This is a genomic window from Paenibacillus sp. 01T442, assembly GCF_056398345.1.
In genome coordinates this window covers 78,100-92,637 of record NZ_JBFTPF010000021.1, presented here as the reverse complement: position 1 = coordinate 92,637, position 14,538 = coordinate 78,100, and the positions used below count along the sequence as shown (strand labels likewise).

At 44.5% G+C, this 14,538-nt stretch carries 15 protein-coding genes and 2 pseudogenes; all 17 read left to right on the top strand.

The annotated features are described in order from the left end of the window. Positions 1 to 869, top strand: an 869-nt coding sequence (locus AC1DLM_RS18155) for an adenine deaminase C-terminal domain-containing protein (protein ID WP_477570748.1), incomplete at its 5' end; no start/stop codon positions are given. A gap of 147 nt (positions 870 to 1,016) precedes the next feature. Next, positions 1,017 to 1,183 (top strand): annotated as a pseudogene (locus tag AC1DLM_RS18150) (RNA polymerase subunit sigma-70); the annotation flags it as partial. A 66-nt stretch (positions 1,184 to 1,249) separates the two neighbouring features. Beyond that, positions 1,250 to 1,312 (top strand): annotated as a pseudogene (locus AC1DLM_RS18145) (hypothetical protein); the annotation flags it as partial. A gap of 207 nt (positions 1,313 to 1,519) precedes the next feature. Then, positions 1,520 to 3,457, top strand: coding sequence for a DUF4077 domain-containing protein (locus AC1DLM_RS18140; protein WP_441987442.1), 1,938 nt, complete (start codon positions 1,520 to 1,522; stop codon positions 3,455 to 3,457). A gap of 222 nt (positions 3,458 to 3,679) precedes the next feature. Next, positions 3,680 to 4,345, top strand: coding sequence for a DUF2306 domain-containing protein (locus AC1DLM_RS18135; protein ID WP_441987441.1), 666 nt, complete (start codon positions 3,680 to 3,682; stop codon positions 4,343 to 4,345). Between the two features lie 20 nt (positions 4,346 to 4,365). Beyond that, positions 4,366 to 5,193 carry a VC0807 family protein gene (locus AC1DLM_RS18130; protein ID WP_441987440.1) on the top strand — a complete coding sequence of 276 codons (828 nt, stop codon included), beginning with the start codon at positions 4,366 to 4,368 and terminating at the stop codon, positions 5,191 to 5,193. A gap of 16 nt (positions 5,194 to 5,209) precedes the next feature. After that, complete coding sequence (locus AC1DLM_RS18125) at positions 5,210 to 5,725, top strand: GNAT family N-acetyltransferase (protein WP_441987439.1); 516 nt, start codon at positions 5,210 to 5,212, stop codon at positions 5,723 to 5,725. After that, on the top strand, positions 5,722 to 6,615 hold the full coding sequence (locus tag AC1DLM_RS18120; protein WP_477570747.1) for an alpha/beta fold hydrolase: 894 nt from the start codon (positions 5,722 to 5,724) through the stop codon (positions 6,613 to 6,615). The genes AC1DLM_RS18125 and AC1DLM_RS18120 overlap by 4 nt, the downstream gene beginning before the upstream one ends. Further along, complete coding sequence (locus AC1DLM_RS18115; protein WP_441987437.1) at positions 6,612 to 7,175, top strand: hypothetical protein; 564 nt, start codon at positions 6,612 to 6,614, stop codon at positions 7,173 to 7,175. Before AC1DLM_RS18120 ends, AC1DLM_RS18115 begins: the two co-directional genes overlap by 4 nt. Positions 7,176 to 7,187: 12 nt before the next feature. Continuing rightward, a complete protein-coding gene (locus tag AC1DLM_RS18110) occupies positions 7,188 to 7,694 on the top strand; it encodes a hypothetical protein (RefSeq protein WP_441987436.1) in 507 nt (168 codons plus the stop codon). A 124-nt stretch (positions 7,695 to 7,818) separates the two neighbouring features. Further along, complete coding sequence (locus AC1DLM_RS18105) at positions 7,819 to 8,538, top strand: DL-endopeptidase inhibitor IseA family protein (RefSeq protein WP_441987479.1); 720 nt, start codon at positions 7,819 to 7,821, stop codon at positions 8,536 to 8,538. A gap of 64 nt (positions 8,539 to 8,602) precedes the next feature. Beyond that, the gene (locus tag AC1DLM_RS18100; protein WP_477570746.1) at positions 8,603 to 9,091 is read left to right on the top strand and encodes a GNAT family N-acetyltransferase; all 489 of its coding nucleotides are present in this window, start codon (positions 8,603 to 8,605) and stop codon (positions 9,089 to 9,091) included. 105 nt (positions 9,092 to 9,196) lie between these two features. Then, positions 9,197 to 9,679 (top strand): HIT family protein, encoded by a 483-nt coding sequence (locus AC1DLM_RS18095; protein WP_441987435.1) that lies wholly within the window; start codon positions 9,197 to 9,199, stop codon positions 9,677 to 9,679. Between the two features lie 760 nt (positions 9,680 to 10,439). Continuing rightward, complete coding sequence (locus AC1DLM_RS18090; RefSeq protein WP_477570745.1) at positions 10,440 to 10,700, top strand: HAD hydrolase-like protein; 261 nt, start codon at positions 10,440 to 10,442, stop codon at positions 10,698 to 10,700. Positions 10,701 to 10,964: 264 nt separating this feature from the next. Then, complete coding sequence (locus AC1DLM_RS18085; RefSeq protein WP_441987433.1) at positions 10,965 to 11,930, top strand: ABC transporter permease; 966 nt, start codon at positions 10,965 to 10,967, stop codon at positions 11,928 to 11,930. Positions 11,931 to 11,980: 50 nt separating this feature from the next. After that, on the top strand, positions 11,981 to 12,847 hold the full coding sequence (locus AC1DLM_RS18080; RefSeq protein WP_477570744.1) for a carbohydrate ABC transporter permease: 867 nt from the start codon (positions 11,981 to 11,983) through the stop codon (positions 12,845 to 12,847). Positions 12,848 to 12,933: 86 nt separating this feature from the next. After that, positions 12,934 to 14,529, top strand: a complete 1,596-nt coding sequence (locus AC1DLM_RS18075; RefSeq protein WP_441987431.1) for an extracellular solute-binding protein — start codon at positions 12,934 to 12,936, stop codon at positions 14,527 to 14,529. Positions 14,530 to 14,538: the final 9 nt, after the last annotated feature.

Genomic DNA, 14,538 nt, shown 5'->3' with positions numbered 1-14,538 from the left:
TCGGCATGGGTATGAAGCCCGAGCAGGCCATTTATGCCAGCACACTCTCTCCAGCCAAGCGGATGCGGATGTATGACCGCGGGGTAATCGCCCCTGGCAAGATAGGCGATTTCCTGCTGCTTTCCAATCTAGAACAGCTAACGATTGAGCAGGTTTTCAAGGCGGGGCGTAAAGTTTACGATGTGGACAAGGCTTATACACCAATCATCAAGCCTCCGGCTTTCCCTGCGCATTATTATCAGAGCGTGCAGATGGCGCCTTTAAAGGAAGCGGATTTTGTTGTCAGCATAGAAGAAGCTGACGCTGTTTATACGTGCCGCAAGATGATGGTGAAGGATGGTTCTACATTCACAGAAGAACAGCACGCTCAGGTTGAAGTTCGGCAAGGGAAGCTGCTATGGCAGGAAAGCGGCAGCGCACTCATTGCTACGTTCGAACGCTACGGGAAGAATGGCAATCGCGCCTAYGGATTGATTGGCGGCGATACGATYAAGCGGGGAGCCATCGCGACGACGTACTCCCACGACAATCATAACTTGCTCGTTGTCGGGCACAATCCYGGCGATATGCAGCTTGCCGCTAACGAAGTGATTAACAATCAAGGYGGTTTCAGCGTYGTGGAAGACGGCAAAGTGATCGCGAACCTCAGGCTGCCAGTKGGCGGCATCTTAACGGAAGAGCCGCTGGAGCAGGTAGCCATGGAAGTTGAACAGCTCCGYAAAGCTATGGAATCGCTGGGCTAYCAGCATTATAATCCCATCATGTCCATCAGTACGCACTCYCTACCGGTAAGTCCGGCTTTGAAAATTACGGACTTCGGTTTAATCGATGTGAATCAGGGCAAGGTAGTCCCACTTATTATTCAATAGAGCAAATGATCAAGGAAAATAAAAATCGTTAGTGGATGTTTACTTTTGTGAACATCCACTTTTTTAATTTCTACGGGGTTATTTAATTAGTATTGAATAAATATCGGGTTTTAATGTCTTCTAGTCGATGATTGCAACGGATTGTTCTCAAAAGCCCTAACTTTTGCGGCGCGTTGTATTGAGAATGAGATCTTGATGCATCTGCGTTCGTTGAAGAAAACTCGGAAAGATGTCCTTGCATGATCCGATCGGAACGGACAAAGAGGGGGAATGAGATTTCGTTGATTGACACCCTCGGCAGTAAACTAGAGGAATGGCACTATTCGATGGTGAATTAGTATGGTATTGTTTAATGAACAGCAGAGAACACTTGTCATGGTGTGGAACCCCGTAATTCGGATGTGAAACATCATTTCTTAAGGGTATGGACATGTACAGGATGTGGCAGCCTCCATGATCAGGATCACAATGCTAGTCAAATTATTAATCACGAAGGCATTCGTCTGCTTGTTGGATAAAAACCATCCCGCAGGAAATGCGGATTACGCTTGGATTACTTCTTTATAGTAGTGGAGACGATCCAGGAATCATGCGAATTCATTTGTGTGAGCTTTCAAACATTCCCTTATTCAAGGAGGAATTTCCTCTTAATGGTTAGCTGGCTGAAAGAAACCTGTTTCACAAATTTGGAGCTTGACGTGCAAAAAAATAGACTGCTCTTTTTTTTGCTATGTGGGCCTATTTTTATAATGGCTGAATTGAACATCGCTACGCATTATTCCTTATTTAATTCGATCAATGGCCAATTTATACTCATTATTCTCGTTTTTTTTGGTATTATGCTTTCGTTATTATTCGTACCMTCTATTGAAAAGAATTATAAGTATGTTTTTATGACGGGGATGCTTCTCTTTTCGATGTACCAGCTGTGGGCATTCAACGATAACTCGCTGATCTTTCAAATTATGTATATTAATCTAGCCCTCGCGCTTGTTTACCTTAATGGGCAGCTAATTATATATACAGGGATGACAACTGCTATCTTTACAGCGCTCGGCTTCATTTTCAGAAAAGATCTTTTCTTTCCACAAATGGATGGTGCAACGGTGAACGGTTCGATTGTGATCGTCCTGCAGACAACCGTTGTTTTGTGGGGAGTAACCAAGATCGGCAACAGATTCCATCAGTTCATCGATCATAATAAACAAATGAGTGAACTGTTGCGGGACAATGAGAATCAGATGCTGCTTATCCATGAACAGAACCGCGCGTTAACCGAATATTCGAAGCAAGTGGAGCAGCTTACGATCGTCGAAGAACGTAACCGAATTTCGCGAGAACTCCATGACACGATTGGTCATACGCTGACTTCCATGATTGCGGGACTTGAGTTGACAAAACGGGAGATGGACCTATATCTTCAAGGGGCGGAAAAACAAACAGAGCGTTTGGATAAGCTGCTAGATTTCGCGAGAAGAGGCTTGGAGGATATACGCGATCATGTTCACAATGCAGATAACTTCGGTCTTCAGGAATCACTGTTTGACCAGATCAGTCAGTTGGGTAGCGAGCTCTCCATAAATACGGGAATCGAGGTGGAGTATCTTACAGAAGGCGTCGTCTATCCACTTTCGCAGGCACAGCATCTTGCACTTTTGCGATGCGTGCAAGAGGCGCTTACGAACGCTGTTCGCCATGCACGTGCGAACAGGATCCAAATCCAACTTCGTTACCTAGCCGATAAGATCCACCTCGAAGTCAAGGATAATGGTATTGGGGCTACCAAAGAAAAGCTTCAGCAAGGTTTCGGGATCCAGACGATGAAGGAAAGGATATCAGCCGCGTTAGGTAAGGTTGAAATCACTTCAGATTTCAATGGTGGTGTCTGGGTAAAGTGTGAGATTCCGGTAAAAAAACGTGGCAACATGACAAATATTAGGCTTCTCCTTGCGGAGGACCAGGAGCTAATTGCAGAAAGCTTCCGCATTTTGCTCGATATGGAACTGGATTTGCAGGTTATTGGCGTGGCTGGGAACGGACTTGCCCTGATAGAAATGTGCGAGATAGAAGCGCCGGATGTCATCTTAATGGACATTCATATGCCGGAGATGAATGGAATTAAGGCGACGAGCATCATCAAACAGCGTTGGCCTGATGTCAAAGTAATCATATTGACTACGTTTCAGGATACCGATAATGCAGCGGAAGCGATCTCGCTCGGTGCTGAGGGTTATCTGCTGAAAAGCGTTCAACCTAAGCATTTGGCCGAAGCTGTTCGGATTGTAAACAGCGGAGGTTCGTTGATCTCTATGGAAACCGCCAAGCTGCTGGTCGATACCCGTCAAAAACATACTCCGACTCTTCAAGACGCACGGGAGGAGCCGGAAGAAAGCAATCCGGTATATGGGCTAACCGAGAAAGAGATGGAAATCGTCCGGTTTCTTTCGGACGGGTTTAAATATAAAGAGATTGCGCTGAAGATGCATTTTTCGGAAAGTACGATAAAAAACTACGTGTCCATCATTTATTCAAAGCTGAATGTGGAGAATCGTACGCAAGCAGTAAATAAATTACATAATTTGTTATAACCTCTGAGTACAAGAGATCGCAAAGAATAAAAAAGCGCTACATACCTATTGACGGTATGTAGCGCTTTTTTTAGGTCAAATGCGTGCATACAGGAGCGGGCAGTTCAGAAAGTATACCCGAAAGTTATGTACTTTCCACCCTAGGTATCTAGGGCGTACTTTTCTATACTTAGGGTACGAAAAGCGGATTCATGTCGAAGAAGAAGGGTGAGGAGAAATGTAATGAATTCATATTTAACAACGGTTGGTAAAATCATTATGACCATTTTGGTTGTTGCTATTGTACTTGGCTATGTTGTCGTGCAATACGGAATTGTCGGTGCCGAGTATGCAGGACTCGTCAAGGTCAAGTTATCGAAACCAGACTTTCATTATTCTCCATGGATTTATGTGTTGTACACACATATCGTAAGCGGGTGCGTCGCACTAGTGGTTGGACTATTTCAACTTCTCCGCAAGCCTGAAGCAAAAAGGATGCAACTTCATCGATGGCTTGGCAAAATCTATGTGATCAGCATTCTCATCAGCGGAATTGTCAATATTTATCTATCCATTTTTGCAAGTGGAGGCGGGTTTTCGAAGGCCGGTTTTTTCTTGTTGGATAGCTTATGGATTTGTGCGACTTTGACGGCCGTTAACCGGATACAAAAGAGCCAAGTCGGGGCTCATCAACAATGGATGCTGCGAAGCTATGCATTAACCTTTTCGGGTGTTACTTTGCGTATTTGGCTGCCGCTGCTCATGATTCCGTTCGATTTCGAGACGGCTTATCCAATTGCGGCCTGGTTAGCGTGGGTACCGAATCTGTTGATTGTCGAATGGGCGATACGCAGGAGAGCGATGAAAGTAAAGAGACTAGCCAGCCATGTCATTCCGATTGTGGAATGAAGGACCTCAGGGGAATGAACATGTTTCGACGACTAGGCCGTACTACAGCCCTTCTCCTTCTCGCATGCTGCACTTGTGCGGTATATGTAGTTGTGGCAGCCTGTACGGACATAAGACAGCCTTATTTTATCGTATACATGTCGGCAATGATTGCTCTAATGATGTTTAGCGGAAGTGCTGAAAAGGAGCGAAAAAAAATGGAAACATGGAATACAGGAGAGAAAAAACTTGTGAAAATGACTCCGCGTACTTACGTACTGTTTACTTTGATCATAAACGGCTTGGCCCCATGGGGGATTTATGAATGGTTAAGTCATTCCATGAGCAGCGTTCTCGCTTTGACTATTGCGACTCTGGTGCCTCTTGTGGACAATCTCGTCCACCTAATCAGACATAAAAAATTCGACGTATTCGGGGCGTTAATGCTGTTCACGTTCCTCTTAACGCTGATCCTCGTATCTATGGGCGGGAATGAGAAAATTTTATTAGTCCGAGAATCGCTCATCACAGGCTCCGTCGGGCTTATTTTCCTGGGCTCCCTCTCGTTTAAACGTCCGCTAATGTACTACCTAGTGCTGCGATTTCTTGCAATCGAAGGATTTGCGGATAATTGGAAATATCCATATTTTCGCTATGTGCTGCGGCTAATGACATTCGTATGGGGGATTGTTCTAGTCATGGAGTCGGTCGTGAGAGTCATCATGGTCAATCATCTCTCTACTTCACAATTTCTAGCGATATCCAATTTTGTCCTGTACGGATTTATAGGAGCGGCAATTTTGTGGACGATGGTCTATCGCAAAAAATCAGCTAGGCGTCTTGAACAAATTAAACTGCACGCTGTATAAAAACTGGAGGAATCTTATGCAAGTGGAACAATTTCAACTTTTGGACGGACACAGCCTACGGAACCTCTACACATCCGTCACGCAACACCTCCGAAGAGAAGGTGTCAAGCAGTGGGACCGCTTTTACCCTAACCGCTTCATCATCCAGAGTGATCTCCAAAGTGGAAGCCTGTTCGGAGTAAAACAGAGCAATACCGTGATTGCAGCGGTTGTCGTGAATGAAAAGCAAAGCTCGCGATACGATATTTTGGACTGGACGGATCGGCAAGGGAAGCCTGCCTGTGTTCACCGGCTTGCCGTTCATCCCGAGTTCCAGAGAAGGGGACTAGGCAAAATTCTGCTTGGTTTCGCGGAACAATATGCCCTTGACCAAACGTGCACCAGTATCCGCCTGGACGTATTCTCTGCAAATGATACTGCCGTCAGGATGTATGAACAGGCTGGTTATGAGCGGATCGGAACGATACGCTTTCCTTTTCGCCAAAAGCCTTACTATTGTTTTGAAAAGATATTGGGGAGTCGCGTACCATGAAAACGATTTACAGAAATAAAAACGGTGCGAAGGAAACCTTTATTCAAGCTTACGATAGAACACTTCAAGAATGGGATGTACCGGTAGAATCAGCATACTTTGATACTTCTTTTGGTGAAACACACGTACTTATTTCAGGACCGGAAGATGCCGAACCGCTGATTCTGTTCCATGGATTTGGCTTTAGTTCTACGATGTGGATCGAAAATATCAGGCCACTAAGCAAACGGTATCGTACCTATGCAGTGGATTTTATCGGAGATATTAACAAGAGTGAAGCTATTCGGCAGATTAAAAACAAAGAAGAATGTGCGAGTTGGTTCCGTGAAATCTTGAACGGTTTGAATATTCAAAAGGCTCATGTTGCAGGTCTGTCATACGGTGGATTTATTGCTTTGGTTTTGGCCATTTACGCTCCACAGTTTATCAATAAAATGGTGGTCATGAGTCCAGCAGCTTCTTTTCAACCACAGAGCAAGAAATTTTTCATCAAATGCCTTCTCGCCGGTGTCTTTCCAACAACCAAACGTCTGAACGGCCTAATGAACTACATGATCGGTAAAGGAAATCAGGTTAATAAAACTTTGAGAAACCAATTCATTGCGGGCATGCAGAATGCTTTGCCAAAAAATAAGTTATTTCCAAGTTACATGGAGGATGATGAGCTGAAAGCCATTCAATGCCCAACTCTCCTGCTGATCGGAGATCAAGATATTCAATATGATCCTAGAAAAGCGATTGCAAGAGCCAATCACTTAGTTCCGCACATACAAACGAAATTAGTGGCAGATACTGGCCACGGGCTGGCCATGGAACGGCCGACAACGATAAATTCGTTGATGATTTCGTTTTTTAGTACTTCAGTAAATCAATCGGGAGCTGTAAAATGAAAACTACATTATCGGAACGTCTAGGCGGATTATCATGTGTCGTATCGGGGGTGCTGCTTGTTATTGCGCATGTACTGAACCTTGGGGCAAGTAACGGTCCAGGGACAGTATTGGGGCAGACTTTAGTTTTATCCGCTCATTTACTTCTTGTATTTGCATTCTTTTGGTTGTACACGGCGTACGGAAGTCAAATCGGGTTACTCGGATTGTTAGGCATGATTTCAGGCATTGTGGGTACCATTTTTGTTACGGCAATTGTTTTTGTGGAAGTTGCTGGTGCATTCGGAAAGCAAGTAGACGCGGTTTTCGAGACGAGTATAACAAGGAACCTACATACCTTTGGTCCATTGCTATTTGTACTCGGAATGATCCTCTTCGGGCTCTCATTTCTTCGGCGAAAGGCACTTCCGCGTGGTGGTGGGATACTTCTGATCGTGGGAACAATGGTCTTTGCGAGCGGGAGTTTAGCAGGTGATGTAGAAGCTTTAATCTCTACGCTCGGTGCAGCCTTTACTGGCGCTGGCTTTGTTTGGTTGGGAATGAGTTCATTAAAAAAATAAGGAGGAGACCTAATGAAAACATGGACGAAACATGAAGACCCTACTAATAAGTACGGAGCCACATTTACCTTGGGAGACAGAAATGTCTTGTTGCCACCAGGTGCAGTGATTTCTGTAACAAGAGGAGAACTTTTCAATATTCCAAGATTGATGATAAATGGGTTGTTAAATCAATTCATTATGAAAGCAATGACCCAAAATGAAGACCTTCTATATGCGGAATTGACTGGTCAAATGCAGGGAGGCGTTGGTCAAACGACAACCGTCTGGAAAGATGGCAAGCGTATGAATAAATTCAGGACCAAAGGCTTCCACAATTTTACACGAAGATTTTTTAGCTGGGTATTTTATAGTGGAAAAGTACAGTCCTATTTTTTAACTTGGGAGCTTGAGGGGCAACTACCTCCTGCTGAGGAAATCACTACGCATGTAAAAACTTACGGTCGACATTTTGATGGGGGTAAAATGGTCAAGAAAGCGGATCCCAAAAATAAGAAGAACCAAAAGCGTGATTCGTGAATTTATAGACACTGACATTCGGTTTTTAATGTTCTTGGTTGCACTAAAAAAACGGGTATGTCTTTAGACGATATCGCAGACTTCACGAAAGATGGATGTAACGAAAGGTGGTATTCTATTGAAAATGAATTGGAAAACATTTGTATGTGGCATGATTGTAGGATCTGCTCTATTCTCAAGCGTTTCTTTTGCTGCGCCTGCAATCGTAAAAATGATTGTTAACGGAAAGGTAATTACTTCTGAAGTACCGCCTCAAATTATAGACGGAAGCACCATGATCCCGGCACGTGCCTTGGCTGAATCACTTGGCGCAAAAGTTATATGGGATCAAGGAAATAATACCGTCATTATTGAGAGTGAAATTTACAATCAGCTAATGAACGAAAAAGTAGCGGTTCAATTAGCCGGCGCTGCGCAAAGACATTACTGGCATATAGCAAATGGTGGTTCGGGCGTTGAATTAGTTGAAAGAAGTTTTAAAGTAGAAGGTAACAGTTATCGGTGGATGGGAAATGATTTGGATACCAAAGAAAAGTTTATTGCGTATCTAGAAGAAGTAACTACGCCAGAACAATCAGCGGCTTTTTGGAATAAAGAAATCGAAACCGGAATGTTACTCGAAATCAATGGCAGACTGTCGCAATCAGATGCCGATGGTGGAAGCACTAGGGATTGGAACGCATCCCAAGCCACATTAATCAAGGACGGGAACATTCAAAAAACATATTCATTGAAAGTTCCGTTAGGGGATTCAGATAACTATGAAGTACACGAAATTAAAGTAAAACTTGTAGAAGGTAAAGGTTGGCGCATTGACGGTACATTAGATTTCATTCAATCATAATATTAATAAAATTCTTGAGTAGGATTTTACTTTATTAATAATAACATGAGGAGCCCTATCAATAATGGAAATATTGGAATGGTCTTACCGGCGTATCGCCCTTTTAGATGTTCCCGTTATGCTGGACTGGTATAATAATCGCGAGTTGCATGAAACTGCAAACGCTAAAACGTTTCACCCCTACACGATCGAAGAATTGACCAAGTACTGGCAAAAAAAGATTAACCGTACTGACGCTAGTTATTTCGCCATATTTATAAACGAGCGGATGATTGGCCGTGTGAGTCTGAAAGGCATGGACTCAACAGGTGAGGGTATTGAATACGCCATCGTGATAGGCGATCCATCCCTGTACTCACGTGGGCTTGGTACCGAGATTACGAGATGTATGTTGGAGAAATCTTTCTCCGATCCGCGACTGCGATATGTACAGCTTGACGTGCGGTTGGATAATAAAAGAGCCATCCGCTGCTACGAAAAAACGGGCTTTCGCAACATAGATTCCTTTCTGGAAAATGGCGTTTCTATGCGCCGAATGAGAGTTACAAAGTAGAAAGATTAAAGAATCGTTAGGACGTTTCGGAATTAGCTATATTGGGATTAAAGAGCATATGGATGTTAAAATGAACAAAAACTTATGTTTCAAAAGGAGAAAGAGATGAGAGAAATTACACTTGCCAATGGGATGACAGTAGAAGTTGAATGCTTAAGTTGTGCTTTAACTGGTGGATTAGTTGAACTAACTGGTGGTGTAGTTTATGAAGATGAGTTCTTCCATGCTCATCAGGATGTAGCGTATCCTATCCCTGGATTAGTTATCCTTGCGTCTAAAAGGCATTTTTATTGTATGGATGAACTAACTGATGATGAATCTCTTCGTTATATAGAGTTGGTAAAAAAGATTCGTGATGCCCAAAGAAAAGAGTTAGGGATTGATTATGTTTATTATTTTTACAATGAAGATACAACACATCATTTTCATCTTTGGATAGTCCCAAGATTTGAGTGGATGAAACAATTCGGGAAGTCTGTTGAATCGTTAAGACCAGCACTGTTATATGCAAGAAATGAAATGAATAATGAAGAGAATATGAAATGTGTAATCGAAAGTATAAACAAGTTAAGAAAAGTTTTAACCTAACGGAGATCGGTGCACTGAGGAGAGGGATGTCGGCGACCGTACGTGGCAGGTTGTCTCTCGGATCTTCCTGCTAGATGAGTACGTCCAAATCCAAGTTAGTTATCCTTTGCAAAAGAGAATCTCGACTTTCTGCACGCATCACGAAAAATTCCAAAACAGTATAAGGGATAGAACGTTATATCTTGCGCAGCTCCCCCTCGAAGAAAGCCATGAAGAAGATAAAGAGAAGGTAAAGGAAATCACAGAGCCACGTAATCGACTGTTTTGGACAATGAACAAATTGGCGGGACTCAATTGAAGCACTTAAGAAAGATATTGAAAGCCACATCTATTTTTACAATTACGAACGATTACTAGCAGTAAATTCTGCTCTCGTTATGTTACGCTCGGGTTCGTGCTTGGCAAAAAATGTGAAAACGTTTTATAGTTAACATATTAAGGATGAATATACGGTTAGGCGCGAGTCTAGGAGAAGACCTTATCCGTAATCATATCCTACCAGAAAATTGGTGGAATGTGTTTACATGGATACGGTTTTTTTCTGTTTTCAGTCGCCTTGCCGGATAAAATTTAATTTTTCAAAGGGTGGGAAAGATATGGCAAGGGGCTATGTGTTCGATTTAGATGGTTACTGTATATCTGGGGGATAGAACGATTGAAGGGGCAGCGGAGGCAATACAAACTTTGCGACCAGACAGCGAGCAAGCCCAATATGTCGTGCTCTCATGGGATCGCCAATTCACCTATGACAAGCTAAACAGTGTATCAGGCAGCGGTAAGAGGATCCATTATCGTCGCTTCCAACCCTGATGCAACTTGTCCATTAGACGGCGGACAAATTCCGGATGCAGGTACATTTATCGCAGCTCTTGAGATTGCAACAGGCAAAGCCATAGTTTTTGTTGTAGGCAAACCATCCTTGATTGCGGCTGAGGCTGCAGCTGCCCATTTGGAATTGCCTTTCGAGAATTGTTTTATGATCGGCGATCGACTGGATAAAAGCGAATTATCCGGATACTGATTCATATCTGAAAGAGTAAACAAATCATGGAAAGAATCTAATCCATGAGAAATCAATGCCCGCATCGCCGTTTTTCCCAGCCCGGGCGCCTAGCGCCCGGGCTTTTATCATGAAAAGAATAGGAGAGCAAAAATTGTGTAGCCCTCAAAGCAAGAGAAGCTGAGAACATCAAGAAGTGAAGCTTTCCATATAAAACGGCTGTTGGTATGGTGGGTTCAAGCCGAATCACATCAGGCTAATAACAGAAAGGAAGGTGAACCATGCATGCTCTCACAACCAGCTGTGGATGCCGGAAGCCACGGACGCGCCAAACTGAAGGCATCACGCAGACCAATATGGAGGGACCTGAAACGCAGACCATTTCTTTATATGCTGCTCGTTCCCGTGATCGCTTACTTCGTAATATTTAAGTACTTCCCGTTATACGGGGAAATCATTGCGTTTAAGAATTTTCGTCTAGCTGACGGTATATGGGGCAGCAAGTGGGTGGGACTGGAGCATTTCAATCGGCTGCTGCACAGCAGTGATCTGTTTAAGATTGTACGCAACACGCTCCTATTAAATCTATATGGACTGTGTTTTGGTTTTCCTGTCCCGATCATACTCGCCATCATGCTGAACGAGGTACGTGTGGAATGGTACAAGCGAGTTGTTCAGAACCTATTGTATTTGCCGCATTTTTTATCGTGGATTATCCTCGGCACAATCGTCATCGGATTACTTTCACCGGGCAGCGGGTTTATCAATTATATCCTGAAGGCATTCGGTATGGATCCGATCTATTTCATGGGAAACACCTTTTGGTGGCCCCTCGTCTATGTGTTTTCCGGCATATGGCGGGATGCTGGCTTTAGCACGATTCTTTATTTGGCGGCAATGGCTAGCATTGACCCACATTTATATGAAGCAGCCCGTATAGACGGGGGCGGTAAGCTGAGACAAATATGGCATGTGACGCTTCCAGGCATCCGAAGCACAATTGCGCTCTTGCTGGTTCTGCAAATGGGCCGTATGTTCGATGTTGGCTTCGAGCACGTCTGGGCACTGACCAATCCCATGGTAACCAGCGTTTCCGACGTGATGAGTACTTATATTTACAGGCTTGGGCTCGTTAACCTGCAATACAGCTATACGACAGCGATTGGATTGGTTCAATCCCTCGTAGGGTTAGTACTCGTGCTTACAGTGAATCGAATTATTCGAGCGATGGGAGAGCGAGCGTTATGGTAGCGGAGCGAGCCGTTGGAGGCAAATTCAATCACCGAAAGGAGGGGCTGCGAATGACTGTCTGGAAAGAGCGCGTGCCCCGCTTACTACTCTATCTCTTCTTAGGGATATGCACGTTCTCGACGTTCTTCCCTTTTTTGAATGTGTTGGCGGTTTCTCTTAGCTCGGGCGAAGCTATTCGCGCCGGTTATGTTTCGATATGGCCTAGACAATTTACATGGGATGCCTATCGTAACTTGATTGATGACGGTCAGCTGTTCATCGCGATGAAAAATACGGTCGTGATGACCGTTGTTGGTACCGTGCTCAACATGCTGGTTACGATTATGGCGGCTTACCCGCTGTCCAAAATGGACCTGCGTGGACGGGGTCTCGTCCTCGGCATGATTATTTTCACGATGCTGTTCACGGGAGGACTTATCCCTCAGTTTCTACTTATTAAAAGCTTAGGGCTCATGAACACCTATTGGTCTCTTTGGTTATCAGGCCTCATCAGCACCTACAATTTGTTCGTCTTGAAAACCTTTTTCGAAGGTTTACCGAGTGAGCTTGAGGAATCAGCCTCCATTGATGGAGCAAAGGATTGGGTAGTGCTTGTTCGTATCGYTCTTCCGCTAGCACTTCCGGTTATTGCAGCATTGACGCTCTTCTACGCGGTAGGGTGGTGGAACGCGTATTACAACGTGCTTATCTTTATTAAAAGTTCAACCCACATGTCGCTGATGGTCAAGCTCTACCAGATGATCGACAACCTCGATCCCGCACTGCTTGTTGGGGATTCGAACGCGAACAACGCGCTGCCACCAGAAGGTGTTCGTGCTGGAGCCGCTATGCTGGCTTCACTGCCTATTCTGATTATTTATCCTTTTCTACAAAAATATTTCGTGAAAGGCGTTTTAATGGGCTCCGTCAAAGGCTAGCTTGTTTAACGCGGATTGTCATTGGCTCCGTTCATAATGGCGCAAGTCGCCTTGTGATATAATTAAACCATGTGGGAGGTCATCGTATGAAGAGAACAAAAAGTTGGGTGTTAGGTTCTACGATTTTGGCAATGACGTTAGGAGCGGCGCTAACGGGCTGCAGTAAAACGGAGGAAGGAGCAAGTGGAAGTCCAACTCCGTCCGCAGCGGCAAAGGTGGAAGATAAATACGATAAACTGCCGAAGGCCGTTAGTGTTACCATGTACGACCGAGGTGCGGTTGCCGCAGAAGAAGGCTCGTATGAACAGAATCGCTGGACCAAATGGATTCAGGAGCAATCGGGCATACAAGTTAAATATGTACCGGTTCCACGCAACCAGGCGCAGGATAAGCTGAATACGCTGATTGCCTCAGGCGAAGCGCCGGATTTGATCTGGGACTTCGACCGCAATTATATCGGCACGCTTGTCTCGCAGGGCGTTGTTCAACCCCTTGATGATTACATCAATCAATACAGCACCGTCATTAAAAATTATATCAACGAAAATCCGGACTTAAAGCCGCTGATGACATTTGATGGTAAAATATATGGGATCACATCAAAACGGGCATTGAGCGGCATAGCTAATGCTGGCATGTGGATCCGGCAGGATTGGCTGGATAAGGTTGGCATGAAGGCGCCGACGACGGAGGAAGAGTTTTTCGCAGTGACGAAAGCTTTCAAAGATAAGGGTTTATCCGGCAATACGAACGCACCTGTCGTGTCGATGTTTGTTTGGTCTAACGTGATCTCTGGTCTGTATGGGACACATAGCACGCAATGGTACCTCGATGGGGGTAAAATGGTTAACTCGAGGGTCGTTGACCGCAACGTTGGTGCAATTAACTTCGAACGTAAACTATACGAGAACGGATACATTGATAAAGAATACTTGACGGATAAAAATAGTCAGAAGATGATGGGCGACTGGGCGCAAGGCAAAACAGGCATCCTGATTGGTAGTGTCGGCAATGGCATTGACACCTATATGAAGGATCTGATGAAAAATTTCCCGGATGCGAACCCAGTGCCTTTAGCAGCTTTCTCGACGAAGTACGGCAAGTTTGGCGGCTATCAAGAGACGCCAGCCAATATTTATGTCGCTTTTAACAAAAATATGAAAAATCCGAAAGCAGCGATCCAATATCTCGACTGGATGCTGGATAAGGGCTGGTACACGCTTGCGAATGGTATTGAGAACACGCATTTCAAATTGGTGAATGGCGTTCCTCAAGTGATTGACGCAGACAAATTCAAGAAGGAAGTTGCATACGCTGGTGAGTATGCGATCCTAAGAAACGATGCGAAGACGTTCAAGTTGGAGGATTTGATGGTCAAAGCCCCACAAGATCCGCTTTCGCAACGCTGGGCGAAGTTGAACGCTGAAGCGATGAAGACAGCGCTTAGCGTGCCGTTCCGTCGGGATATTCCGTATTCCCCGAATTCTCCGGAAATCAGCAACGTGTTTGCGAGTATCGAGCCGAAATTGGTCGAGATCCGCACGAGAGCTATCGTCAAAGGCGATATCACGCCAGAGCAAGCTCTTGACATGATACGTAAAGAATACAAGAGCGCTGGCGGCGACAAGGCCGATCAAATCGCACAAGAATGGTACGAAAAGAATAAAGCAAGTTTCAAATAACACAACACA